Genomic DNA, 24398 nt, shown 5'->3' with positions numbered 1-24398 from the left:
TCATACTCCGGTCAGCGCCGAGGCGACCGCCACATAGAGCGGGATGCCCAGCGTCAGGTTGAAAGGGAACGTCACGCCGAGCGACAGCGTGAGGTAGATCGAGGGATTCGCCTCGGGCAGGGCAACGCGCATGGCGGCAGGCACAGCGATGTAGGAGGCAGAGGCCGACAACACCATCAGCAGCGCCACACCGCCTGTCGAAAGCCCCAGCAGCAAGCCAAACGCGGCCCCAAGGCTGCTGCCGATGACCGGCATCAGGATGCCAAACGCCAGCACGCCGGGCCGCAGCGCTCCGCTGCGCCCCCGCAGCCCGCGCCCGGCCACCAGCCCCATGTCGAGCAGGAAGAGGCACAAAACGCCTTTGAAGGGGGCCACGATAAAGCTGGAGATTTCACGCAGGCCTTCTTCGCCGGTAATCCACCCGATGAAAAACGCGCCAACCAGCAAAACGATCGAGCCATTCAGCAGGATTTCGCGCCACAGATCGCTGTCCATCCGCTGCGCGCCGCCGCCCCGCGAAATCAGCCAGAGTGCGGACAGGATCGCCGGGGCTTCCATCGCGGCGGCAACGGCGACCATGTATCCTTCGGAGGCAATGCCGCTGCTTTGCAGCACGGAGGTCGCCGCCACGAAGGTCACAATCGAGATCGAGCCGTAATGCGCCGCCACCGCCGCCGCATCCAGACGGCTGAGACCCGTCATGACCTTGAGCAACCCAAAGGCGATGATGGGCAGACCGGCAGACAGGATGATGCCCACCAGCAGAGTCATGCCCAGCTTTGCGTCTATGCCGTGATCCGCCACGCTCACCCCGCCTTTGAAGCCGATGGCAAAGAGCAGGTAGATGGACAGCGCCTTGGCGGCGGCCTCCGGGACACTGAGATCGGAGCGCGCAAGGGATGCCGCAACCCCCAGGGCAAAGGACAGGATGATAGGGGATAGAAGGTTAGTCGCCGCCAGTGACAGAATTTGGTCCACATGCGCCTCCGCAGAAGGTTTAGAGGCGTTTAGGAGGCTTTACCCCGATCATCAAGCGCGAACACACCCGCCCGCCGCTAGACAGGGCGGAAGACCTGATCGCCCGCGTGGAAAAACTCCAGTCCCCCCTCACCGATATCGGTCCAAAGGCCGTGCAGCGTCAAAAGCCCGTCGTCCACACGGGCCTTGATGAAAGGAAAACTCATCAGGTTCTGCAAACTGACCAGAACAGACTGCTTTTCCAGCGTTTGTGCCTGGACGTGCGGGTCGTTCTCGGCGGCGACGATCCCATAGCTGGGCTTGAGGATATCCATCCACCGGCCAATAAAGCTGCTTTCCTCTTCAAGCTCCGGGGCTTTGCCCGGACACATATCGATACACCCCTGAACGCCGCCACAGTTGGAATGACCCAAAACGATCAAATGCGAGACATTCAGCATCGTTACCGCGTATTCAACGGCGGCAGAGGTTCCGTGGTGATCGCCATCCGGCTGATAGGGCGGCACAAGGTTGGCGATGTTGCGGTGAATGAAGAATTCACCCTGATCCGCGCCAAAAATCGACGTCACATGCACGCGGCTGTCACAGCAGGAAATCACCATGGCACGTGGGTGCTGCCCGCCTTTTGCCAACTGTCGGTACCACGCTTTATTGTCGGTATATCCGGTGGCTTTCCACCCGTGATAACGCTGTACCAGATAGCCCGGTAGCGGTTTGGCCTGATCCATAAATCTTTGTCTTTCGCGCTCTGTACGACGCAGAGTAGCCGCAATTCGAATTGAATTCGAGCGGAAACATTGTCCGGTCTCAACCCTTTGGTGAGATTTAAAGCGGATATTACTGTCGTGCCGTGGGGGCATAAAAGGGTGAGTAAAAAGATGAATCATGTCCTGAATATCAGGTTGAAAGAGACCGTGCATGTCGATCAGGACCGACTTGGCGCACTATATGCCGAATTGGGTGAGGCCGGTGCGGAAGACGTTGTTTGCCGTGCGATGGAAGAACTGGCGCTGCGTCTGTCCCATTGCAGCAGGCTGCATGGTGCCGGCCATTGGGACGAGCTGCGCAAATGTGCCCGGTCGCTGATCGCGATTTCCGACCAGATCGGCATGCTGGTGCTGGCCCGTGTAGCCAAGGATGTAATCGAAACACTGGACGCCAACGACAGCCCCGCGGTTTCGGCAACACTCGCCCGCATGTTGCGGATCGGGGAACAATCCCTGACCGCCATTTGGGACCTGCAGGACATCACCATTTGATGCCTTGCACCCCAAGGGGATCAGGCTAGGCTACGGGGAAACTGCTTTTGAAAGGCATCCCCATGACCGCTCTTTTCGCTCCAACAGATGCCCCAGAAACGCCGCTCCATGTGATCTCGCAGGATGAGCTGGGCGGCTGGCTTGAACAGCAGTCTGACGAGTTGCGCGCCTGGGTCACTGCCAATGGCTTCGGGGCCCGGCTTGGGCAGGCTCTGCTTGTCCCTACACCTGATGGATCTCCGGACATGGCGCTGGCGGGATACGGCACGCAGAGCAGCAGGCGCAGGGGCCGCTTTCACCTCGCCGCTGCTGCCGTCAAACTGCCAGAAGGGGCTTACCGCGTTGTGACCGGGTTGCCCAAGGCGGAGGCGGAGGTTGAGGTTCTGGGATGGCTGCTCGCCGGATACCGGTTTGACCGCTACAGCAAGACGCAGGCAATGGCCGCAAGCCTCGTGGCACCGGATGACCTGAACACCCGGCAGCTCGAAACCATCGCAGAGGGTGAAATGCTCACCCGCGACCTCATCAACACACCGTCAAACGACATGGGTCCTGCGGAGCTGGAAAAGGAGGCACGCGATCTGACCCACGCGCATGGCGCTGATATCACGGTGATTGCCGGTGATGCGCTGCTCGACCAGAACTTCCCGCTTATTCACACCGTTGGTCGTGCCTCTGATCGCGCGCCGCGGCTGATCGACATCACCTGGGGGACGACCGGCCCGGCCATCACTCTTGTCGGCAAGGGAGTGTGCTTTGACACGGGCGGGCTCAACCTGAAGCCTGGCGCGTCGATGGGATTGATGAAAAAGGACATGGGGGGAGCGGCGAATGTTCTGGGTCTTGGCCATATGCTGATGGCCTCCAAGACAGACATACGCCTGCGTATTCTCATCCCTGCCGTTGAAAATGCCGTGTCGGCCAATGCCTTCCGCCCCGGAGATGTCCTGTGCTCCCGCAAGGGTCTGAGTGTCGAGATCAATAACACCGATGCGGAAGGACGGCTTGTGCTGGCCGATGCGCTGGCCTACGCGCAGGAGGCAGACCCGGAGATCATCATCTCCATGGCGACGTTGACGGGGGCTGCGCGCGTGGCCGTCGGCCCCGATCTGGCCCCCTATTACTGCGATGATCCCCGCTTTGTTGCTGATCTTGAGGCGGCAGCGGCACAGCATCATGATCCCGTGTGGCGCATGCCATTTCACGCCCCCTACGAGGCGATGATAGAACCTGACATCGCTGATCTGGACAATGCGCCCAAGGGCGGTTTTGCCGGATCGATCACCGCCGCGTTGTTCCTGCGGCGGTTTGTGGAGAGCAGCACCTATGCGCATTTCGATATCTACGGATGGAACCCGACAGATGCCCCCGGCCGCCCAAAAGGCGGTGTCGGTCAGGCCACGCGCGCGCTGTTGGATGTACTTGGCAGCCTCAGCAGAACATGAGGGATCCCCGGACAACCCCTGATCCCGACCAGGTCGTGAGTGAAGAGCCAGCTCAAATTGGCAGCCCCCTTGTTGAACTGTTGCGTGATCCAGGCGGTCCACGGGATCGTCAGCTGCTTTTTGGCGATCACATTACCATACTTAATCGTATGGAAAGCCATGCGTTGATCCGCGCAGGCAAGGATGGCTACTGCGGGTATGTCCCACTGTCGGCGATTTCACCGCAAACCCCAGCGACCCATAGAGTCACAGCCCGTGCAACACATGCCTATGCTGCACCGGATTTCAAATCACCCGATCAGGCAAGTTTGAGTTTTGGCGCCGCCTGCACGGCCTTGTCGGAAACGCCGACCTTTATCGAGACGGCACTGGGGTTTGTGCCCCGGCAGCATGTCCGCACCAGTGACACGGTGGCGACGGACCCGGCGGCGATTGCCGCCCTGTTTTTGGGCGCACCCTACCTGTGGGGCGGGAATTCGCACCTTGGCATCGACTGCTCTGGCCTTGTTCAGGCCGCGTGTCTGGCCTGCGGCATCCCCTGCCCGGCAGACAGCGACCAGCAGGCGGAGGGGGTAGGCACCCCTTTGCCCGAGGACACACCGTTGCAGCGCAATGATCTGATCTTTTGGGATGGCCATGTGGCACTGGTCACCGACGCAATGACGCTCATTCATGCCAATGCGGGGCATATGGCTGTTGTGTACGAGAGCGTTTCAGAGGCAATCGTGCGGATTGAGACCCAGGGGGATGGTAAACCCACCCACTTCAAAAGGTTGCCGCGCACCGGTTAGAGGTCAGTCAACAGCGCGGATCAGCTTGCGTTCAAGGACCCGCAAAACGGTTTTCAGGTCATGGCCGCGCCGCATGATCTGACCATCCATCCCGACAACAGCATACATCCCCTGTTTGTCACGCATCTTGGGGCGCTTTTCGATCCGGTAGAGCGGTGTCTCTGCCGTCCGGCGGAACACGGAAAAGACAGCCACCTCCTTCAGACAGGAAATACCGTAGTCACGCCATTCCCCGGCTGCCACAAAACGACCATAGAGGGAGAGGATAACCGACAATTCAGTGCGGTGAAACGCAACTTGGGCAGGCGGCAACTGGTGCAGATTATTTGCCGGCGGTACTTGGTAATTCATGATCCAACAGTTGCGCCGATCCCGTTGCAAATCAAGCCCTGTTGCAGCACCTTGCCGGGTTTGACACCGCGAACCTTATAAAATCTTTCAATTTCAGAATTTTACGCGCACATACGCCGGGTGCGCGCCCTTGGCTAGGTCAAGCACCGTAGCGCGCCATGAAGGTTTCCACTGCATTTTCGATCACACGGACGATTTCCACGTCCGGCACGGTCTTCATCACGCCAAAGATCAGCTTGGGCCAGACACAGGCCTTGCAAAGTTCAGCAAACTGATCCGCCGCCAGATCATGGTCTGACATCTTCACCTCTCCCCGCGCTTCGGCGTGTTTGAAATAGGCGGCCATCTCGCCACGAAACACCGCAGGCCCGGAATTGTAGAATTTCTGCCCCAGGTCAGGAAACCGGTCGGATTCAGCGACACAAATCCGGAAAATACGCTGCCCGAAATCTGATGTGATAAAACGCAGAAAATGCAGGCCGGTCTGGGTCAGGACCGCACGCGGCGAAGCCTCCATGTCGATATTGTCCAAGGCCTCGCGCGCTTGCCGCTGACATTCCAGCGTTGCCACCTCCATAAACAGCAGGCGTTTGTCCGGAAAATAGCTGTATAAAGTGGCCTTCGAAACATTTGCCACGCGCGCGATTTCATCAACGCTGGCCGCCTCGAACCCACCGGATAGAAACACCTGTCGGGCCCCCTCCAGAACCTGCTCAAATTTCCGGCCCTTTCGGATGTTAATGGTTGCAATCGTCATACTAACCTCGGATCGTTCCCCGTTAACTATAAACCGATCAGTTCAGTTGCCAAAAAGAAAATCCAGACCGCCCCACCAAACTTGATCTGACCCGTCAGATAACTTATTTAGAATAATTCTAAAGTGAGGACTGTCTGCCATGCGTTTTTCCTTATCCCGCAAACACTTTCGCGACCTGAGTGAGCAGGAGATTCTGGCCCTTGCCATTTCGTCCGAAGAAGACGATGCGCGCATTTATCGTGGCTATGCAGCGCGACTGAGACCTGATTTTCCCGACAGCGCAAAGGTTTTCGAGGGGATGGCGCGCGAAGAAGACACGCACCGGCAACGCCTGATCGACCTCTTCCAGCATCGCTTTGGCGACGCGATCCCGCTGATCCGCCGCGAACATGTGGCCGGTTTTTACGCACGCCGTCCGATCTGGCTGGTTGAGAACCTTGGCCTTGAAAGGATACGCGCTGAAGCCACGGCCATGGAGCAGGAGGCGGAACGGTTCTATACCAAGGCCGCAGCGCAAACCACCGATGCAGCGACCCGCAGGCTGTTGGGTGATCTTGCCACGGCGGAGGCCGGGCACCAGCACACAGCAGAAGAGCTGGAAGCCCGACACCTGACGGCGGACGCCCGCAAGACCGAGGAAGAGCAGGACAGACGCCAGTTTATCCTGACCTGGGCGCAGCCGGGTCTGGCAGGGCTGATGGACGGGTCTGTCTCCACGCTGGCGCCGATTTTCGCCACGGCCTTTGCCACTCAGGACACCTGGACCACCTTTCTGGTGGGGCTGGCGGCCTCGGTTGGGGCGGGGATTTCCATGGGGTTTACCGAAGCCGCCTCCGACGACGGCGCGCTTTCGGGGCGCGGCTCCCCCCTCAAACGCGGGATCGCCTCCGGCGTCATGACAACGGTGGGCGGTCTGGGGCACGCACTGCCCTATCTGATCCCGGACTTCTGGACCGCAACCGTCACAGCCATTATCGTGGTGTTTATCGAGCTTTGGGCCATTGCCTGGCTTCAGAACAGATATATGGATACACCCTTCTTCCGGGCGACGCTTCAGGTCGTGCTGGGCGGTGCGCTGGTTTTTGCCGCGGGCGTGTTGATCGGGTCCGGTTAGGGAAAGGGCTGCACGCCCGGCGTGCCACTATGATTGATATCTTTTTCGAAACAGTGCCCTTCTTTGCGCTGATCGCGCTGGGGTACTGGGCCGGTCGCACGGGCTTTTTCACCGAAGAGGCGACGGCCTACCTCACCAAATTCGTGTTTTACTTTGCGCTCAGTGCCATGCTGTTCCGGTTTTCCGCGAACCTGACGCTGGCCGATGTCTGGGATGCGAACCTGATCGCCGGGTATCTGGTCGGCACGCTGGCGGTCTATCTGATTGCCACCGGTGTTGCGATGCTGCGGCGGCTAGACGTGGCCACGGCAGCGGTCGAGGCGCAATGTGCCGCCATCGGAAACGTCGGGTTTCTGGGGGTCCCGATGCTGACCCTCCTGCTGGGTGAGGCGGCCATCGGCCCCATCATGATGGCGCTGGCCGTCGATCTGATCGTGTTCTCCAGCCTGATCGTCATCCTCATCACCGGCTCGCGCGATGGCAGGTTCAGCCTGCGCGTGCTGCGAACGGTGGGACTGGGCCTGATCAGGAACCCGATGATCCTTGCGATTTCGACCGGTTTGCTCTGGTCCGCTCTCGAAATTCCCATTCCTGTTCCGATGAATGACTTTCTGGCGCTTCTGGGGGCGGCCGCCACACCCGGCGCGCTTTTTGCCATCGGCGCCTCGCTTGCCTCAAAATCGGCTGAGCGGCTTTCGATTGCGGGCTGGCTGAGCTTTTGCAAGCTGGCGTTGCACCCCGCGTTGGTGGCCATCGGCGTGATCTATCTGTTTCCGGTCGATCCCTATACGGCCACTGTCGTCATCTCTGCCGCAGCGCTGCCGGTGGCGGGCAACGTCTATATCCTCGCCCAGCACTACGGCGTCGCCCCCCAACGGGTGTCAGCGACCATTCTGGTCTCCACCGTGCTCAGCATCGTGACCGTCAGTGCCATTATCGGCACGATCAGCCCGGTATAAGCTTGGGGCTTGCCGGGCCGCACAACAGACGCTAGCCAAGAAGAAACAAAAACAGGGAGACCCGCGATGGAAACGATCTCAGAGAACGCCTGCTTTGGCGGCACGCAAGGGGTCTATTCACACCCCTCCAAAAGCTGCGCCTGCGACATGACCTTTGGACTGTTCCTGCCGCAGGAAGTGCAAGACGGCCCCGCGCCACTGCTGTGGTTTCTCTCCGGTCTGACCTGCACCCATGAGAACGCGATGATAAAGGCGGGTGCGCAGGCCTGGGCGGCGGAACAGGGCATCGCGCTGGTCTTTCCGGACACCTCGCCCCGGGGCGATGGTGTCGCCGATGACGAGGCCTATGATCTGGGTCAGGGGGCGGGCTTTTACGTTAATGCGACCCAAGCGCCCTGGGCTGCGCATTTTCAGATGTGGGACTACGTGACCCAGGAACTGTCCAGCTTGCTGGGCCGCAACTTTGATCTGGACATGGACCGTCAGGCCATCACCGGGCACTCCATGGGTGGTCACGGCGCCCTGACCATCGCGATGTCGCTGCCGGGGCGATTCCGCTCGGTTTCCGCCTTTGCGCCAATTGCCAATCCGATGGCCAGCGACTGGGGGCGCAAGCAATTCGCGGCCTATCTTGGTGACGACCAAAGCACCTGGGCCGCGCATGACGCCACGCATCTGATGCGCGAGAAGGGGTTTGACGGTCCCGTGCTGGTGGATACCGGCACCAAGGACCAGTTCATCGACCTGCTCAAGCCCGAAGCCTTTGCAGAAGCCGCCAATGCGCGGCGTCAACAGGCCATCCTGCGGCTGCAACCGGGCTACGATCACAGCTACTTCTTTATCGCGACCTTCATGGAGGAGCATATCGCCTTTCACGCGGACGCGCTTTACGCATGACAGCGCTTTACATCGACGCAGACGCCTGCCCCGTCAAAGCCGAAGCCGAACGGGTGGCGACGCGTCATGGCCTGCGGATGTTCGTGGTCTCCAACGGGGGGCTGCGGCCCTCGCAGAACCCGCTGGTCGAAACCGTTATCGTGCCCGATGGCCCCGATGTGGCCGATATGTGGATCGCGGAGCGCTGCGGGGTCGGCGACGTGGTCGTAACCGGCGATATCCCCCTTGCGGCCAAATGTATCGACGCCGGGGCGCAGGTGCTCAAGCACAACGGCGAGGCTCTGACGGGGGCCAATATCGGCAATGTTCTGGCGACCCGTGATCTGATGACGGACCTGCGCGCCGCTGACCTTTTTCGGCAGGGTGGCGGCAAAGGTTTTACCAAAGCGGACCGCTCGCGGTTTCTGGACGCGCTGGAACGCACCTTGCGAAAGGCGGTGACGTTGGGCTAAAGTTACAACATGGAGCGGTAAATGGTAACAAAATTACAATCAGAAGCTGTTGTCTTTGATATTGGTAACGTGCTGATTGAATGGCAGCCAGGGCGTTTTGAGGATGGTGTCGTCGCTGCAAAACCGAGCCAAGCGATGGTCGAGGCGGTTGACCTGTATAGGACGGCTGAACGCGTTGATCATGGCGCGCCTTTCACCGAGACGATTTGCAGCACCGCCGAAGAGTATTCTGACCGGCGCGACGAAAATCCCGGGCTGCCCGGCGAGGCACGGCTTGTGACCGAGGACCGCGCCGAAAGCACCAGGGGCGCAGAAGGGCGCGGCTGGCAGACCCACCTCTTTAAAGGATCACGCGGATGGGCGGGCAAGCGCGGGACCACAGGGCTGCTGACACCGGCGCAAACCGCGTGACCGCCGTGCCCTTCATCCCCTTCGCAGAAGGCGAAGTGCCGCTGGACTGGCTGGGGCTGACAGATGCGCTCGCCGCCGGTCACCGGCTGCCCAAGGCCGAGATCGCGGATACGTTTCTGTATCGCGGCTCCGACACCTTGCTGAACCGCGCAGCCTGGATCGATGGCCTGGGGCTGGCGATCAAATCCGCCACAATTTTTCCCGACAACCCGGCAAAGGGGGCCGCGACGGTCAACGGGGGTGTCACGCTTTATGCCGACGACACCGGCACACTGGAAGCCGTGGTCGATTTCCACCTGGTCACCAAGTGGAAAACTGCCGGGGACAGCCTGCTTGCCGCGCGGCGTCTGGCCCGACCGGATAGTCGCGACATCCTGATTGTCGGCGCAGGCACCCAGGCCCGCGGGGTCCATGCCGCCTACAGCGCGCTCTTTCCGGCGGCGCGGTTCACCGTCTGGAACCGGACCGCCGCCAATGCCGACGCGCTGGCGGCGGCGCTTCCCGACCTGTCCGTTGCGACCGACCTCAAAGCGGCTGTTGGCGCGGCGGATATTGTCGTCTCCGTCACCATGTCCACCGCGCCGCTGATCTGCGGCGACTGGCTGCGCCCCGGTCAGCACATCGATCTGATCGGGGCCTACCGCCCCGACATGCGCGAGGTCGATGACACCGCCCTGCAACGGGCAAGGGTCTTTGTGGACAGCCGGGACACGACGATAAACCATATCGGGGAACTGAAGATCCCGATCGAAACCGGGGCTTTCACCGCAGAGCATATCGTGGCGGATTACTACGATCTCGACGCCTTCACCCGTCAGAGCCCGGACGAGATTACGCTGTTTAAAAACGGCGGGGGCGCGCATCTCGATCTGATGACGAGCCGTTACATCCTCGACAGATGGCAGGCCAGACCATGCTGACGTGGGCGTTGATCCTGCTGGCGGGGGTGGTCGCGGTCCCGCTGGTGGTTGAGGCCACCCGCAAGCCGATGAACAAAAAGGCGCGGCTGGATGCGCCGGGGTCTTTTGTCACGTTGTCGCAAGGTGTCACGCATTACCAGTGGCATGCCCCTGAAACCGGTGTTGAAAACCGCCCCGTCATTGTGTGCATCCACGGGCTGACGACCCCCAGCTTTGTCTGGGGCAGCATTGCCAAAGGGCTTGCCGCCCTTGGGTTTCGGGTCCTGACCTATGACCTTTACGGGCGCGGCTATTCTGATCGCCCGCGCGGCGTGCAGGATCGGGGCTTCTTTCTGCGCCAACTCAACGATCTGCTGGAAAGCCAGAAAGTCGACGATGACATCATCGTCATCGGCTATTCCATGGGGGGTGCGATTGCGGCAGCCTTTGCCGCCCGTCAGCCGCAGGGCATCCGGCAGGTGGTTTTACTGGCCCCGGCCGGCATGCAATCGGTGGCGGCGGGCACCTTGCGCTATGTGGCCGGCACACCGATTATCGGGCTGTGGCTGATGCTGTTTCGCTATCCCGAGATCTTGCGCAAGGGCCTGCGCGAGGAGGAGCATCTGCCGTCCAGCGTGCCGGACATCACCCGGTTGCAGAATGCGGAGCTGGACTACCGCGGGTTTGTGCCTGCGGTGCATGCGAGCCTTCTCGATCTGCTCAACGACAGTTTCCAGCCGGAGCATGAGACCCTGCGACAGGAGCAAGTGCCCGTGCTGGCGATCTGGGGGGCGGCGGATGATGTGATCCCGCTCTCCGCCAAGGAGACGCTCGCGGGCTGGAACAAGGATGTTCAGCACCATGTCATCGACGGGGCCGGTCACGGCTTGCCCTACACGCATACGCCGCAGGTGCTGGCCCGGATCGAAGCCTTCCTGCAACCGGGGGATTAAGCGGTCTGCAAGCCTTCGAGCCGGCGCTCGCGGATCGGCAGATGGATGATCGCGCTGAAGGCACCGACCGCGAGGCCGATCCACCACACCAGCGTATAGTCTCCGTAGACATCGTAGAGCCTGCCGCCCAGCCAGATGCCCAGAAACCCGCCAAGCTGATGGCTCAGGAACACGATACCGTAAAGCGTCCCCATGTACCGCAGCCCGTAGATATGCGCGACAAGACCCGAGGTCAGCGGGATCGTGGCCAGCCAAAGCGTCCCCATGGCCAGTGAAAAGAGGATCACACTGGCGGGTGTGATCGGAAACAGAATGAACAGCGCGCCCACAATCGTACGGGCCGTGTAGATGCCCGCCAGCAGGTACTTCTTGGAGTAGTATTTACCTGCCCACCCGGCCAGCAGTGTCCCCGCGATATTGGCAACCCCGATCAATGAGATCGCCACCGCCCCCAGGGCAGAGGTTGTACTGATCCCCATACTGTCCAGCATGCCACCGGGCATGATCGGGCCGCAGAGCTCCGTCACAAAGGCGGGCAGATGCGCGGTGATAAAGCCCAGCTGGTACCCGCAGGAGAAAAAACCCATATAGATGAAGGTGAAAGACGGGTCGCGAAAGGCCTTGCCCAGGATCTGGCTCAGGCTTTCCTCTAGCTCGGTCTTGCCGGCCATCACCGGCGCCCGCATCATCGGCAAGAGCAGCAGGATGGCGAGGATGGCGATGGCAAAGACCACAAAGGTCGCCTGCCATGTCATCACCCCCAGCATCCATTCCGCGACCGGCGGGCCAAAAATCTGGCCGCCGCTGCCCGCCGCTGAGACAATCGCCAGCGACATCGACCGGTTCTCATCCGAGGATGCCCGCCCCACAACAGCGAGGATCACACCAAAGCCGGTGCCCGCGATGCCAAAACCCAAAAGCCAGGCATAAAGCTGATGTTCGATCGGGGTGCTCGCCCCCGCCGACAGAAGCAGCCCCAGCGCGTAGATCACGGCCCCAAGGACGATGGATTTACGGTCACCGATCTTCTCAGCCAAAGCGCCAAAGAGCGGCTGGCCGATGCCCCAGGCCAGGTTCTGAATGGCAATGGCCAGCGAAAATTCGGCGCGCAACCAGCCGAACTCCTCGGCAATCGGAATCTGGAAGACGCCAAAGGTGGAACGGACCGCAAAGCTGACAAGAATGATGGCGCAGCCGACCAGCAGGACAGGTGTAAAAATCGGGGTGCGAGGCTGCATGGTGGTGTCCTTTACCCCTCGCACCCTAAACGGGTTCCCGCAGCGGTCAATTCAGGAGTTTTTACGCCCCCATCACTTTTCTTGATATCGCCGGGGTCTTTCCTCGGGTCAGATCAGAAGTTATTGGGGCCTATGGCAAGTTTGACCGAGCATTACATGCAGTTGGCGCAGGACGGGACGCTCAAGGCGGATCCTGCCCAGATCGCCGCCCTGCCGGAGTTCGAACGCGTGCATGACGCGCTGCTGCAACCGGTCAAAAAGGGGTTGTTCCGCAAAACGCCGGAACCACCGAAAGGTGTCTATTTCTGGGGCGGGGTCGGGCGCGGCAAATCCATGCTGATGGATCTCTTCGTGCAGCATCTTGACGGCATCCCGGCCCGGCGCGTGCATTTTCACGCCTTCATGCAGGAGATCCATGCGGCCATCCACGAGGTGCGCAAGACCGGTGTCGAGGACGCCATAGCACCCGTTGCCGCGGATGTGGCCGCCGATGTGCGACTGCTGGCGTTTGATGAGATGCAGATCACCGACATCACCGATGCGATGATCGTCGGGCGTCTGTTCGAGGCGCTGTTCGCGGCCGGTGTTGTGGTCATCACGACCTCCAATCGGATGCCGGATGATCTTTACAAGAACGGCCTGAACCGCGATCTCTTTTTGCCCTTCATCGCGCTCATCAAGGAGCGGATGGTGGTGCATGAGCTTGTGAGCCCGACCGATTACCGCCAGGACCGCCTGGGGGGCCAGCAGGTCTATTTCACACCGGTGAATGTCACGGCCCGCCAGGCCATGGATACGGTCTGGGATGATCTTGCCGGGGGACCGGGCGCACCGCTGATCCTCAAGGTCAAGGGGCGCGAGGTTGAAATCCCCGCCTTTCGCAACGGTGTCGCGCGGGCCGGATTTCACCGGCTCTGCGGCAAGGCGCTGGGCCCGGCGGACTATCTGGCGCTGGCCGAGACGGTCAAGGTGCTGATGATCGACGGCATCCCGACGCTGTCGCGCTCCAACTTCAATGAGGCCAAGCGTTTCGTGACGCTGATTGATGCGCTCTATGAGGCACGGGTGCGGCTGATCTGCTCTGCCGCGGCCAAGCCGGAGATGCTCTATCTTGAGGGCGAAGGGACCTTTGAGTTCGAGCGTACCGCGTCCCGCCTGCGGGAAATGCAGGCGGAGGGTTGGGGGGCCTGACCCTGCGCCGGCTCTGGCCCGGACTCAACCTCAGACGGATGTGCGGCCTCAAGCGCTGTCGCGCAAAACCGCCCCGGCCAGATAGAGCGAGCCGCAAATCAGAACACGCGCATGGGGCGTTTGCCGGACGATCTCCGCGAGGGCCGTGGTCACACTTGAGGCCTCCTGCGCCTGAAACCCGGCCTGTCGGGCCGCCTCTGCGGTCACCTCGGCGGGCAATGTGCTCGCCTCTCCGGGAATGGACACGGCGGTCAGGCTGTCTGCCACATCAGCCAGTGGGGTCAGGTAGCCGCTGATATCCTTGGTCTTGAGCATCCCGCAGATCAGATACGTCGGCCGGGCGGGCAAGCCGGACAGATGTGCGGCCAGCGCCACGCCTGCGGCCGGGTTATGCCCCCCGTCGAGCCAGATCTCCGCCTGCGGCGCACTGTCGGCAAGCGGGCCGGAGGACAGCCGCTGCATCCGCGCAGGCCAGAAAGCGTCGGTGACCGCCGCCTCGCAGGCCGCGGCCCCAAAGCCCAATTGGCGCAGAACCGTCAGCGCCGCACCTGCATTCATGATCTGATGCGCGCCCGGCAGGTTCGGCCGTGGCAGATCGAGCAAGCCGGTCTCATCCTGATAGCTCATGCGATCCCGGTCGGGTCCCACGTGCCACTGTTGGCCATAAGCCAGCAACGGGGCCGCGCAACGCGCCGCCACCTCCTCGATCACCTCCAGCCCTTCTGGGTCTTGCCCCGACACGACGCAGGGCACGCCGCGCTTGATGATCCCGGCCTTTTCAAAGGCGATCTTGGCGATGGTATCGCCCAGGAACTGTTCGTGATCCATTGACACCGGCGTAATCACGGTCATGGCGGGCCGGGCGATCACATTGGTCGCATCAAGCCGGCCCCCCAGACCCACCTCAAGCAATGTGTAATCTGCCGGCGTCCGGGCAAAAGCCAGCAACGCCGCACAGGTCGTGATCTCGAAATAGGTGATATCCGCGCCCTTGTTTGCCGCATAACATTCATCCAACACAGCGGTGAGGTCGGGCTCCGAAATCAGGCTGCCTGCGATGCGGATCCGCTCATGAAACCGCGCGAGATGCGGGCTGGTATAGGCGTGCACCGTCTTGCCTGCGGCCTCAACCCCCGCGCGGATCATCGCCTGCGTGGAGCCTTTGCCGTTGGTCCCGGCAATGTGGATCACGGGCGGCAGGTCATTCTGCGGATTGCCCAACGCCTCGAGCAAGCGCCAGACCCGGTCGAGCGTCAGGTCGATAACCTTTGGGTGCAGCGCCATCATCCGGTCCAGAATGGCGTCCGATGTGGTGGAGGTCATTTGTCGGAGGCATCCGGGGCGGGGTCTGCGGCTTCTTCCAGCACGGCCTCGGCAGCCTCCGCCGTTTTATCCGGTGGTGGCAAATCCGCCCGGACCGCAGGCGGCAGGTTCAGCAGCATCCGCGTGATCGTGATCAGCTCGTCGCGCATCTTGAGCCGGTGCGTCACCCGGTCCAGCATGCCGTGATCCAGCAGGTATTCCGCCCGCTGGAAGCCTTCAGGCAGCTTTTCGCGAATGGTCTGTTCGATCACCCTGGGGCCGGCAAAACAGATCAGCGCGTTGGGTTCCGCAATATGAACATCCCCCAGCATCGCATAGCTTGCCGTGACACCGCCGGTCGTGGGGTGGGTCAGCACGACGATATAGGGCAGGCCCGCTTCTTTGAGCATCTGCAACGCCACGGTCGTGCGCGGCATCTGCATCAGGCTCAGGATGCCTTCCTGCATCCGCGCCCCACCCGCCGCAGAGAACAGGATCAGAGGACGCTTGAGCTTCACCGCCTCGCGCGCGGCCGCAATGATCGCATTGCCGACATACATGCCCATGGATCCGGCCATGAAAGAGAAATCCTGCGCTGCCGCCACAATGGGTGTGCGCCCCAGATCACCCCGCGCGACCAACATCGCCTCCGCCTCTGCGGTCTCTTTCTGTGCCGCGCGCAACCGGTCCGGATAGCGTTTCTGGTCGCGAAAGTTCAGCGGATCAGGCTCTGGTGCAGTCACCGCAACTTCGGTGAACGTGCCCCCGTCGAACAGCGCGATGAAGCGGTCACGCGGGGTGATATGCATGTGGTGGTCACAGTTTGTGCAGACGTTCAGATTATCCGACACTTCACGGTGAAACAGCATGGTGCCGCATTCTGGGCACTTGGTCCAAAGGTTATCCGGGGTTTCCCGGCGCGAAAAGATCGAATTGATCCGTGGCCGGACGTAGTTGGTGATCCAGTTCATTACTCCGCCCCTCCGGCATGCTCACGCTCTAGATAATCGGGTCCCGGCGAAAGTGCAATCAGCGGCGCAGGGCCAGCCGCGCCGCAAGCCAGCTGACCACCATCATCGCGAAGTCCACCGGCAGCCAGGCCCGGACCTCTTGTGTATCCGCCATCGTGAAAGGGCTGAGATAGAGCGACAGGCCCGACAGGCTATCCGGCATCGAGATGAAAAGGATTGCCACAACGTTGTTCATGAAATGCACCGCAATCGCGGGTCCCAGGGTCCCTGCACGGGCGGTCAGATCGGCCATCAGCACGCCAAAAGCCAGCGACCAGAGCACAATGAGCTGCGCGTTTTCGCCCGCCTCTTCTGGCCTGTAGTGCCCCCAGCCGAACAGGATCGAGGGCACCAGCAGCCACACCAGCGGTGATCTGAACCGCGCCGCCAGTTGCTGTTGCAGATAGCCCCGAAACAGAATCTCCTCGGCGCTGACCTGGACCATGATGGCCAACAGCGCAAAGGGCAGCATGATGAGCCACGGCACGGTCTGCACATTCCGCACCAGCGGCGCGCCCAGATCCCAGGGCGGCAAGACCAGCACCACGACGTTGAGCAGAAAAAGGATCGTCAGCACCGCCCAGAATTGCTGCCGACAGAGCTGCCAGTTGCCCAGCACCTCCCCCAGCCCCCGCGCATGCGCCACCTTGAGCGCCACGCCCACACCCAGTGTGAGCACCCCGAAAGAGAACAGCAGAAACACCATCGAGATCTGCGAAATACTGCCGTCGGCCCCCGTCAGCGCGGCGTAGGTCTGAGCGCCCAGAAAGGTAAAGAGCGTCTGGTGCAGGAACTGGTTTATCAGCAAAAACACCCCGGCAATCAGGATCACGCCGATCACCAGACGCCACATCTGCGCCTTTGCGCGTGCGGGCTCTACCAGCGCGTTATGCGCCACATATGCGGAAAGGTTCAGCACGCCGGGTTTCCCTATTCGCCCGAATGGGCCGTTTCGCGCGCCAATTTGGCGGCGGCTTCCTGTTCTTCCTCGTATTCGCGGATACTCACACCCGCGTCCCGCATGATCTCGGCCGCACCAGACAGATGGCTGGCCACGGTTTGCAGCAGGCTCATCAACACCTGCGGATCATCGCCGATCACGGCCCTGAACTGCTCCGCTCCGATGCGCAGGAACTGGCTGTCTTCCTGGGCGATCAGGTCAAGCTGTCGCGGCTCATCCAGAATGATCGCCAGATCACCAATCAGCCGCCCCGGCTCCACGATGGTCACATCCCGGCGCACGCCCTCGTTGTCCACATAGCTCATCATCGCACTTCCCGAGAGGCACAGGTATGCCGCATCCGCCCGCTCTCCCTGCGCAAAGACCTGCTTGCCCTTTGGCGCTTCGTACCACTGTGCGGCAAAGGCCAGCAGGCGTTGGCTGCGCGCGTCGAGATCGGCAAAAAGCTCAGTGCGCGAAATGACCCGAATCTTGCGCCGCAGATCGTCGGACCCGGACGCGCCCTCATCCATTTCATCAATCTCGGAGGTGCCATCGATCCGGCCGTTCTTGATCTCGACATAAATGTCGTAGGACTGCGGGTTCTCGAATTTATCCTCGATAAAGATCATCGTGGTTTTTGGCAGCAGTTCCTGCAACCTGCTCCGTGTGCGTTTGCGTGAGACGGCGTCATGGCTGGCCAGAACGGTATCGAGGATCATGATGTCGGGTCTTTTGATGCCTGCCCGACTGAAGGCTGCGCGCTCCTGAAAGATGCTTGCCAGGTTCGAACCGCCAAGCCCGGTCGGTACATCCAGGATCGTCTCGGCAACCAGACGTTTCAGCCCGTTCTCCTCCAGGATTTCAGCGACCAGATCCTCGATCAACTCGCCCTGCACCCCCGCCATGGCCGAAACCCGGCCATAGAGCACATTCTCCATCAGCGTCAGGCGCGGCAGGTAGTTTTCAGGCGACACCGGCACAAAGAGGTCTTTCATCCGGTTGCGCATTTCCTCGCTTTTCAATTTCCGGATTTCAAGAATTTCCTGCTTGAAGCTTTCAGGGAAACCGGGGCCGATCTGCTCTGCCGTGAAAGCAAAGGGGACGGTCAGAAGCAACGCGAATTCCTCTTCGCTGATCGCCTGATCGCCCTTATCCTGGCGACGCGTGGCGATATCCACCAGCCGCTCGTAAAGCTCTTCGTCGATCCCCAGCGCTGTAAACAGCGGATGTTTCGTGCCGTCCATGCCAAAGGTCTGGTGCAGCGTTTCGATCAGCGTCTGTGAGATGGCGATGCCCTGCTCTGCCAGGCCCAGTTCAGAGATCAGCGCGAGAAAACCGGTCTCGGCCGCCAGACCCTCCTGCGTGATGTAGCGCTTGGGCGAGGCAAACATCAGGTTGCCGCCCAGTGGAATGGAAGGGTTGAATTCATCGGGGTCAAAGCGGTTTATCAACGCCGCAAGACCGCGCTCTTCAAGTTTCTGGTGCACTTCATCGCGCAGCTTGACGAGCCGTTTAGCCAGTTCCTTATGCCGTTCAGGGTCCATGAAAGCGCCAAGCATCCGGCGAAACATGATGTCATCCGTGCCCATCGCCTCGACCAGATTGAACCACCAGCCGCGCACTTCCTCGTCGTTGGTCAGCCCTGCAAGGTCCGGGTCCAGCCACTCGGCACGCGTACTGTCGAGGCTGTTGCCGGAGCGCTCCGCCTCCAGCGTCCAGCGGTCCTTTTTGTCAGGGTCCCACAAGACCGTCTTCGGGCTCGCCTTGAGAGGCATAAAGAGGTTGTCCCCCAATGTGCCATCGAAAAGGTAGGGTCGCGAATGCGCGTACCCGATGCGGGCCGCGATCACCGATTGATGCAGATCGTTCAGCTGCCGCCCGGCGATGGTGATATCGCCGCGCGCCGGGACGACCTCGCGCGTCAACAGCTCCGCAAAGGCCTCCCGTTCGGTCTGGCTGCTGGCCTTGACGGCCACGCGCGCGCCTGCCGGGATCTCAAGGTTGATGTTTTCCAGAACAGCGTTGCCATCGCTGTTGCGCACCGTGACGTTCTTGATCGAGATCGCCCCGTCAAGATGCGGCATCTCTTCCGGCTCACCCTCAAACAACCGTTCCTCGATCATACCTCGGGGGGCAAAGCGTTCGGTCACGATTTCCCAGCGCAACGACATGTCCTGCACCTGGTTGTAATAGGTCAAAAGCTCTTTCCAGGGAGAGCTGAGATCCTTGTAAGCTGCCAGAGCCGCAACCAGCGCGCCCACGGTGATATCGCCACGAATGGCAAGCAGGCCGCCGACAGAATAGAAAAAGAACGGTGTAAGCTGGGTAATGAAGTTATTGAGAAACTTCATAAAAAACTTTTTCTGATAGATCTGGAACCGGATATCAAAGAGCCGCCCCAACCTGTCGGTAAACGCCGCCAGCCGGTAGCGCCATCCGCCATTGGTGCGCAGGTCGGTAATGCCCGCGGCGGTCTCGCCGATCTCGGCGGCAAAGTGGCGGACCTGCACGATCCGCCTTTTGTTGAGCTGGTTGATCTGTCGCTGCAGCATCGGAATGAGCCAGGCCTGCAACGGAATGAGCGCAATACCCGCCAACCCGAACCAGACGCTTTGCGCAAAGAGAAACACCACGATGATGAGCATCTGACCGGCCTGAAAAACCGGCTGCGCCACGGCATCCCCCATCAGGCCACCCATGGGTTCGGCCTCAGAGGTGACCATCGACACCAGCTCACCCTGGCTCGTGGACCGGAAATAGGCATGCGGAAAACGCATCATGCGCCCCAGCAGCTGAAACCGGAACCGGCGCAGCAGACGCTCCGCCAATATCCCCTTCATGGTGTTGAGACGCATCTTGAGAAGGCCGTGCAACAGCACCGCCCCCAGATAGCACCCGCACAGGATCATCAGCAGCTCAATCTGCGTGACGTCCACGCCCCACACATCGACCATCTCGGTCTGCGCGCCGATGGCATCGTTGATGATACGCTTGGGAAGCTCAAGCGTCGCGTAGAGGAAGGGAAACGTGAACACGGTAAAGCACAGCAGGAAAATCTGGTCCCGCTTGGAGTGCTTCCAGATGAAAGAAAATAACGAGGGTTCCATAAACCGGCTTTCAATACTTGCCTGAGGACAGGCCGACTGGACCCGCAGGACGTGGGCAGAATTTGCCTGACCCTCAACTTAGGGCTGCGCATTTCCCAATACAAGCGCACAAACGGTAAGAACGGCGGCACTGGCGCACGCTTGAGCCTTGCAGCCATCAGGGGGGTTGGGTATCTCCAATGCACTGATCCAAGGGAGAGATATCTCATGTCCAGCCAGCGCTTTGACAAATCCAAGCTGCCCAGCCGCCACGTCACCGAAGGGCCCGCACGTGCGCCGCACCGGTCCTACTACTATGCGATGGGCATGACGGACGAACAAATCCACCAACCGCTTGTCGGTGTGGCCACCTGCTGGAACGAGGCCGCACCCTGCAACATCGCCCTCAACCGACAGGCGCAGGCCGTCAAGATGGGCGTGAAACGCGAAAGCGGCACGCCGCGCGAATTCACCACCATCACCGTCACCGATGGCATCGCCATGGGGCACGAGGGCATGCGGTCGTCGCTCGCGTCGCGGGAGGCGATTGCCGATACCGTCGAGCTGACGATGCGCGGGCACTGCTATGACGCGCTGGTGGGCCTTGCGGGCTGCGACAAATCCCTTCCGGGCATGATGATGGCGATGATCCGGCTGAACGTGCCGTCGGTGTTCCTTTATGGCGGATCGATTTTGCCGGGGCGTCTCAATGGCAAGGATGTAACCGTTCAGGACGTCTTTGAGGCCGTGGGCCAGCATCAGGCCGGCAATATGACCACCTGCGAGCTGGAAAAACTCGAAGCCGTCGCCTGTCCTTCTGCCGGGGCATGTGGCGGGCAGTTCACCGCCAACACCATGGCCTGTGTCTCCGAGGCGATCGGTCTGGCGCTGCCCAACTCTGCCGGCGCACCGGCCCCTTATGAAAGTCGCGACGCCTACGCAGAAGCCTCCGGGGCAGCGGTCATGCACCTGATCGAGAAAAACATCCGTGCGCGCGATATCGTCACCCGCCAATCGCTGGAAAATGCTGCCCGGATCGTCGCCTGCACCGGCGGGTCGACCAACGCAGGGCTCCACCTGCCCGCCATGGCGCATGAAGCCGGGATCGACTTCTTCCTTGAAGACGTCTGCGAGATTTTCCGCGACACACCCTATTTCGTCGATCTCAAACCCGGCGGCCAGTACGTGGCCAAGGACATGTACGAAGTGGGCGGCGTGCCCGTCGTGATGAAAGAGCTACGCAAGGCGGGTCTGATCCACGAAGACTGCATGACCGTGACAGGCTATTCCATCGGCGAGGAAATCGACAAGGTCACCCTCGAGGCGGATGGCCGCGTCATCTACCCTGTCGAGACACCGCTCAGCAAAACCGGCGGCGTGGTGGGTCTCAAAGGCAACCTAGCCCCCGAAGGCGCGATTGTGAAAATCGCCGGGATGGAGCCACAGCATCTGCTCTTTACCGGACCTGCGCGGGTGTTCGAATGCGAACAGGATGCCTTTGAAGCGGTCCAGAACCGCACCTACGAGGAAGGCGATGTCTTTGTCATCCGCAACGAGGGTCCCGCAGGCGGCCCCGGCATGCGCGAGATGCTGGCCACCACGGCGGCCCTGTCCGGTCAGGGAATGGGCAAGAAGGTCGCGCTGATCACCGATGGCCGGTTCTCGGGCGCGACGCGGGGGTTCTGCGTGGGCCATGTAGGCCCAGAAGCGGCCCACGGGGGGCCCATCGCACTGCTCAAGAATGGTGACATGATAACGCTTAACGCGCTGGAAGGCACCATCAGCGTCGATGTCTCGGATGCGGAGATGGCGGAGCGCAAGAAGGACTGGGCCGGGGCCCGCCCGACAATCTACGGGGCGGGAGCGCTGTGGAAATACGCGCAGCTGGTCGGCCCCACATACCTTGGTGCGGTCACCCACCCCGGTGGGACAAAGGAAGGCCACGACTACATGGAGCTGTGACACCGGCAGCCTTCGTGCGGCGTGCCGCGCGAAGGCACACCCGATGAACCCTATCGGTTTAGGGGGCCGTAACGCTTGTCTCAGATAAGATACCAACGCGCATAAAGGGCTGTCCGGGCATATGGGGAAAAGCGGTGAAACATTCTGGGATACAGCGCTCCTTCGCCGCGCGGTAAAGCGCTGGACCGCATCGGCGCGGGGCGCCAGCACCGCAAAACTCGGTGCTCTGCGCCGCCAACGCGTGCAAGCGCGCCTGCTGCGCGCCCAGCTTGACCGGCTGATCCAAGTCGCCGACGCGCGGCTCGCGGCCCCGGTTTCCGGTCAAACGGACATCCCGACACCGCCAAATTCAGATTGGGCGTGGCGGCCGCGGATATGGTGTGTGCCCCTGCCTGTGCGCGGGATGGCCTCTGTCGAAAACAGGACGCGGGTGGGGGAGGAGATCACCCTCTTTCACGACTGCCCCCGATCGGAGATCGCGCTGCGCCAGATCAGCAACCCACACGACCACTCCATGGCCGCTTGGGCCATCAGGCTTGATGTATTCGAATTTGGCGGGTCTTTCCTGTCATGCGTCCTCGATTTGCCGCAAGAGGCCGTGACCGGGTTGAACCGCAACCATATCCTGCGGGTCAGTAACGTCCTTGACGTCGACAGACCCGTTCAGGTCTTTGTCCGCCTGAACCTCCGCCATGGCCCGAATACAGAGCAGATCGTGCGCGAGTTTCCCTTTGACGCGAAAGAGGCAAGCGTCGAATTTGACCTGGCCTACGCCAATGTGAAGGAAGCGCGGCTGGAGAAGGCCTGGGTTGATCTGATCTTTGACAATCCGAGGATGAACCGGATCACAGTGCAGGACCTGACCTTCAGCCGCCGCCCCCGCGCGCAACTATAGGAACCATCACCAATGTCCGACCTGACGCTGACCAAGACCACACTGCGCGCCGGTATCTGGGAGGGGCTGGTGCTGGGGGCGGCTGCAACGCCTGCCCTTTCGGTGACCCATCTCGACAAGGCGGTGGAGGGGGTCACCCTTTTGCCCACCAAAGAGAACGGCGCCTGGGTGCTCACAATTCCGATCCCGGCGGAGGCGATTTCGGACGGCATTCAGACCCTGCTCATTACGGACACGTCAAGCGGGGCCACGCTGGATAAGATCACGCTTCTGGCAGGCGACACGCTCGCAGATGACCTGCGCGCCGAGGTTGATCTCTTGCGCGCGGAACTGGACATGCTGAAACGGGCCTTTCGCCGCCATTGCCTTGAAACAGAAGCCGAATAGAAAAACCCTTCCGGAGGATGTCGCGAAGGCGGTCGAAATAGCGCGGCGTCAATACAGGATGCCGGGCGCGAGGCTGGTTTCCATCATCCGGTCGTCTGCCGGCGGGTCTCAAGCGCCAAAAAGAGGGCGCAAAGCTGCTCTTTTGTTGGCGAGGCTCATAGGTTCCTAAGACCGGGCTGGCTGGGGACTGACGAGCAGCAACGCGCCGAACAGACACATCGTGCAACCGGAAACCCGTTGCAGGGTCGGCAACCCTTTCGACGCAAATGCAGACGCAAACTTTCCAAGGGCTGCATATGCAAAAATGGCCAAGGCCTCCATCAGCAGAAATGCGGCACCAAGCATCGCGTAGCTCTGCCAATAGCTTTCGACAACGACAAACTGCGGAAAGAATGCTGCAAAAATCAGGATGGCTTTGGGGTTGCTGATGGCAACCAGAGCTTCAGACCGGAACGCCCCTGCCAAAGTGGAAGGCGCCGCGCCGATCCCATCCGTCTCCAGAATTCTGGCACTGCGCCACAAAGAAACACCCAGCCAGATCAGATACGCGGCACCGATAACCTTCACGACGCTGAACACGAATGCCGATGTGGTCAGGATAACACCCAAACCCAGCGCACTGACGGCGATCATCGGAACAAATACCAAGAGACGTCCCATTGCGGCCCTTTGCGCGAAGGTGACCCCCGATCTCGCGCCGTTTGTCATCGACAACAGGTTATTCGGACCAAATGCGAGATTGAGCGCAAAGCAAGCCGGGATAAAGATCAGCCAGTCAATCATTCTGCGATTTTCCTTTTTCAGCGTCGCGCGGGTTTCAAACGAGAGAGACTTTCGCGGCCAGGCGGAAAAATTGCAAGCCCGGACCGAACGCCCGAGAGCGGGCTACATGGGCGCGGCATCGGACCCCACTGTTACACCGGTCTACATAAGAAAGGTCCGGATCGCGGGACATAGCATGAGTAATCGGGCTGGCCTGATGGCTGGGTTGGGTTCTCGATAGAGTTGCGGTGATTACTGCAACCTGAGGAGAACGAGATGGATTACTATGTGGGTTTGGACGTGTCGCTACGATCTGTGGCCGTTTGCGTGATTGATGCCGATGGCAAGCACGTCTT

Annotated in this window: 24 protein-coding genes; 14 read left to right on the top strand and 10 right to left on the bottom strand. The window is 60.9% G+C overall.

Going from position 1 to position 24398, the window contains the following annotated elements; genetic code table 11:
• Window positions 1-978, bottom strand: a complete 978-nt coding sequence (locus H7847_RS12920) for a sodium-dependent bicarbonate transport family permease (RefSeq protein ID WP_227269894.1) — start codon at window positions 976-978, stop codon at window positions 1-3.
• Between the two features lie 77 nt (window positions 979-1055).
• Entirely contained in the window at window positions 1056-1706 is a 651-nt protein-coding gene (locus H7847_RS12915) for a carbonic anhydrase (protein ID WP_227269893.1), read from the bottom strand.
• A 150-nt stretch (window positions 1707-1856) separates the two neighbouring features.
• On the opposite strand from H7847_RS12915, the gene H7847_RS12910 reads away from it, so the two are divergent.
• The 3 genes from H7847_RS12910 to H7847_RS12900 all read left to right on the top strand — a co-directional run bounded on the left by H7847_RS12910 (window position 1857) and on the right by H7847_RS12900 (window position 4473).
• Window positions 1857-2237 (top strand): hypothetical protein, encoded by a 381-nt coding sequence (locus H7847_RS12910; RefSeq protein WP_227269892.1) that lies wholly within the window; start codon window positions 1857-1859, stop codon window positions 2235-2237.
• Window positions 2238-2299: 62 nt separating this feature from the next.
• Window positions 2300-3682 carry a leucyl aminopeptidase family protein gene (locus H7847_RS12905; protein ID WP_227269891.1) on the top strand — a complete coding sequence of 461 codons (1383 nt, stop codon included), beginning with the start codon at window positions 2300-2302 and terminating at the stop codon, window positions 3680-3682.
• Window positions 3679-4473, top strand: a complete 795-nt coding sequence (locus H7847_RS12900; protein WP_227269890.1) for a C40 family peptidase — start codon at window positions 3679-3681, stop codon at window positions 4471-4473. Before H7847_RS12905 ends, H7847_RS12900 begins: the two co-directional genes overlap by 4 nt.
• A gap of 3 nt (window positions 4474-4476) precedes the next feature.
• Here the strand turns inward: H7847_RS12900 and H7847_RS12895 are convergent, their stop codons facing one another.
• Window positions 4477-4824 (bottom strand): DUF2794 domain-containing protein, encoded by a 348-nt coding sequence (locus H7847_RS12895; RefSeq protein ID WP_227269889.1) that lies wholly within the window; start codon window positions 4822-4824, stop codon window positions 4477-4479.
• A gap of 139 nt (window positions 4825-4963) precedes the next feature.
• Window positions 4964-5581 (bottom strand): TetR/AcrR family transcriptional regulator, encoded by a 618-nt coding sequence (locus H7847_RS12890; protein WP_227269888.1) that lies wholly within the window; start codon window positions 5579-5581, stop codon window positions 4964-4966.
• A gap of 139 nt (window positions 5582-5720) precedes the next feature.
• Between H7847_RS12890 and mbfA the strand changes: the two genes are divergently transcribed.
• From mbfA to H7847_RS12855, 7 genes are all read left to right on the top strand, one after another.
• Entirely contained in the window at window positions 5721-6695 is a 975-nt protein-coding gene (mbfA, locus tag H7847_RS12885) for an iron exporter MbfA (RefSeq protein WP_227269887.1), read from the top strand.
• A 29-nt stretch (window positions 6696-6724) separates the two neighbouring features.
• Complete coding sequence (locus tag H7847_RS12880; protein WP_227269886.1) at window positions 6725-7654, top strand: AEC family transporter; 930 nt, start codon at window positions 6725-6727, stop codon at window positions 7652-7654.
• A 66-nt stretch (window positions 7655-7720) separates the two neighbouring features.
• Entirely contained in the window at window positions 7721-8551 is an 831-nt protein-coding gene (fghA, locus tag H7847_RS12875) for an S-formylglutathione hydrolase (RefSeq protein WP_227269885.1), read from the top strand.
• Entirely contained in the window at window positions 8548-9003 is a 456-nt protein-coding gene (locus tag H7847_RS12870; RefSeq protein WP_227269884.1) for a YaiI/YqxD family protein, read from the top strand. The genes fghA and H7847_RS12870 overlap by 4 nt, the downstream gene beginning before the upstream one ends.
• Window positions 9004-9024: 21 nt before the next feature.
• Window positions 9025-9414 carry a hypothetical protein gene (locus H7847_RS12865; RefSeq protein WP_227269883.1) on the top strand — a complete coding sequence of 130 codons (390 nt, stop codon included), beginning with the start codon at window positions 9025-9027 and terminating at the stop codon, window positions 9412-9414.
• On the top strand, window positions 9360-10334 hold the full coding sequence (locus H7847_RS12860) for an ornithine cyclodeaminase family protein (RefSeq protein WP_264479565.1): 975 nt from the start codon (window positions 9360-9362) through the stop codon (window positions 10332-10334). Before H7847_RS12865 ends, H7847_RS12860 begins: the two co-directional genes overlap by 55 nt.
• The gene (locus H7847_RS12855; RefSeq protein WP_319799768.1) at window positions 10328-11266 is read left to right on the top strand and encodes an alpha/beta fold hydrolase; all 939 of its coding nucleotides are present in this window, start codon (window positions 10328-10330) and stop codon (window positions 11264-11266) included. Before H7847_RS12860 ends, H7847_RS12855 begins: the two co-directional genes overlap by 7 nt.
• On the opposite strand, the gene H7847_RS12850 is transcribed toward H7847_RS12855, so the two are convergent.
• The gene (locus H7847_RS12850) at window positions 11263-12504 is read right to left on the bottom strand and encodes an MFS transporter (protein WP_227269882.1); all 1242 of its coding nucleotides are present in this window, start codon (window positions 12502-12504) and stop codon (window positions 11263-11265) included. The genes H7847_RS12855 and H7847_RS12850 overlap by 4 nt on opposite strands.
• A gap of 132 nt (window positions 12505-12636) precedes the next feature.
• Between H7847_RS12850 and zapE the strand changes: the two genes are divergently transcribed.
• Window positions 12637-13695 (top strand): cell division protein ZapE, encoded by a 1059-nt coding sequence (gene zapE / locus H7847_RS12845; protein ID WP_227269881.1) that lies wholly within the window; start codon window positions 12637-12639, stop codon window positions 13693-13695.
• Between the two features lie 48 nt (window positions 13696-13743).
• Here zapE and H7847_RS12840 read toward each other — a convergent pair whose 3' ends face one another.
• The 4 genes from H7847_RS12840 to H7847_RS12825 all read right to left on the bottom strand — a co-directional run bounded on the left by H7847_RS12840 (window position 13744) and on the right by H7847_RS12825 (window position 20057).
• On the bottom strand, window positions 13744-15018 hold the full coding sequence (locus tag H7847_RS12840; protein ID WP_227269880.1) for a bifunctional folylpolyglutamate synthase/dihydrofolate synthase: 1275 nt from the start codon (window positions 15016-15018) through the stop codon (window positions 13744-13746).
• Window positions 15015-15968 (bottom strand): acetyl-CoA carboxylase, carboxyltransferase subunit beta, encoded by a 954-nt coding sequence (gene accD / locus H7847_RS12835; protein WP_227269879.1) that lies wholly within the window; start codon window positions 15966-15968, stop codon window positions 15015-15017. Before accD ends, H7847_RS12840 begins: the two co-directional genes overlap by 4 nt.
• A gap of 58 nt (window positions 15969-16026) precedes the next feature.
• The gene (locus H7847_RS12830; RefSeq protein ID WP_227270048.1) at window positions 16027-16860 is read right to left on the bottom strand and encodes a CPBP family intramembrane glutamic endopeptidase; all 834 of its coding nucleotides are present in this window, start codon (window positions 16858-16860) and stop codon (window positions 16027-16029) included.
• Window positions 16861-16937: 77 nt separating this feature from the next.
• Window positions 16938-20057 carry an ABC transporter transmembrane domain-containing protein gene (locus H7847_RS12825; protein ID WP_227269878.1) on the bottom strand — a complete coding sequence of 1040 codons (3120 nt, stop codon included), beginning with the start codon at window positions 20055-20057 and terminating at the stop codon, window positions 16938-16940.
• A gap of 207 nt (window positions 20058-20264) precedes the next feature.
• Here H7847_RS12825 and ilvD point away from each other — a divergent pair, with 207 nt between their 5' ends.
• The 3 genes from ilvD to H7847_RS12810 all read left to right on the top strand — a co-directional run bounded on the left by ilvD (window position 20265) and on the right by H7847_RS12810 (window position 23280).
• Window positions 20265-21998, top strand: a complete 1734-nt coding sequence (gene ilvD / locus H7847_RS12820; protein WP_227269877.1) for a dihydroxy-acid dehydratase — start codon at window positions 20265-20267, stop codon at window positions 21996-21998.
• Window positions 21999-22119: 121 nt separating this feature from the next.
• Window positions 22120-22893: a DUF6478 family protein gene (locus tag H7847_RS12815; protein ID WP_227269876.1), complete on the top strand. Its 774-nt coding sequence runs from the start codon at window positions 22120-22122 to the stop codon at window positions 22891-22893.
• Between the two features lie 12 nt (window positions 22894-22905).
• The gene (locus H7847_RS12810; protein WP_227269875.1) at window positions 22906-23280 is read left to right on the top strand and encodes a hypothetical protein; all 375 of its coding nucleotides are present in this window, start codon (window positions 22906-22908) and stop codon (window positions 23278-23280) included.
• 165 nt (window positions 23281-23445) lie between these two features.
• Here H7847_RS12810 and H7847_RS12805 read toward each other — a convergent pair whose 3' ends face one another.
• Window positions 23446-24063, bottom strand: coding sequence for a LysE family translocator (locus H7847_RS12805; RefSeq protein ID WP_227269874.1), 618 nt, complete (start codon window positions 24061-24063; stop codon window positions 23446-23448).
• Window positions 24064-24398: the final 335 nt, after the last annotated feature.

Source organism: Roseobacter weihaiensis (genome assembly GCF_020622345.1).
In the GTDB taxonomy this organism is placed as follows: domain Bacteria; phylum Pseudomonadota; class Alphaproteobacteria; order Rhodobacterales; family Rhodobacteraceae; genus Roseobacter; species Roseobacter weihaiensis.
This window is presented reverse-complemented; position numbering and strand designations above follow the sequence as displayed.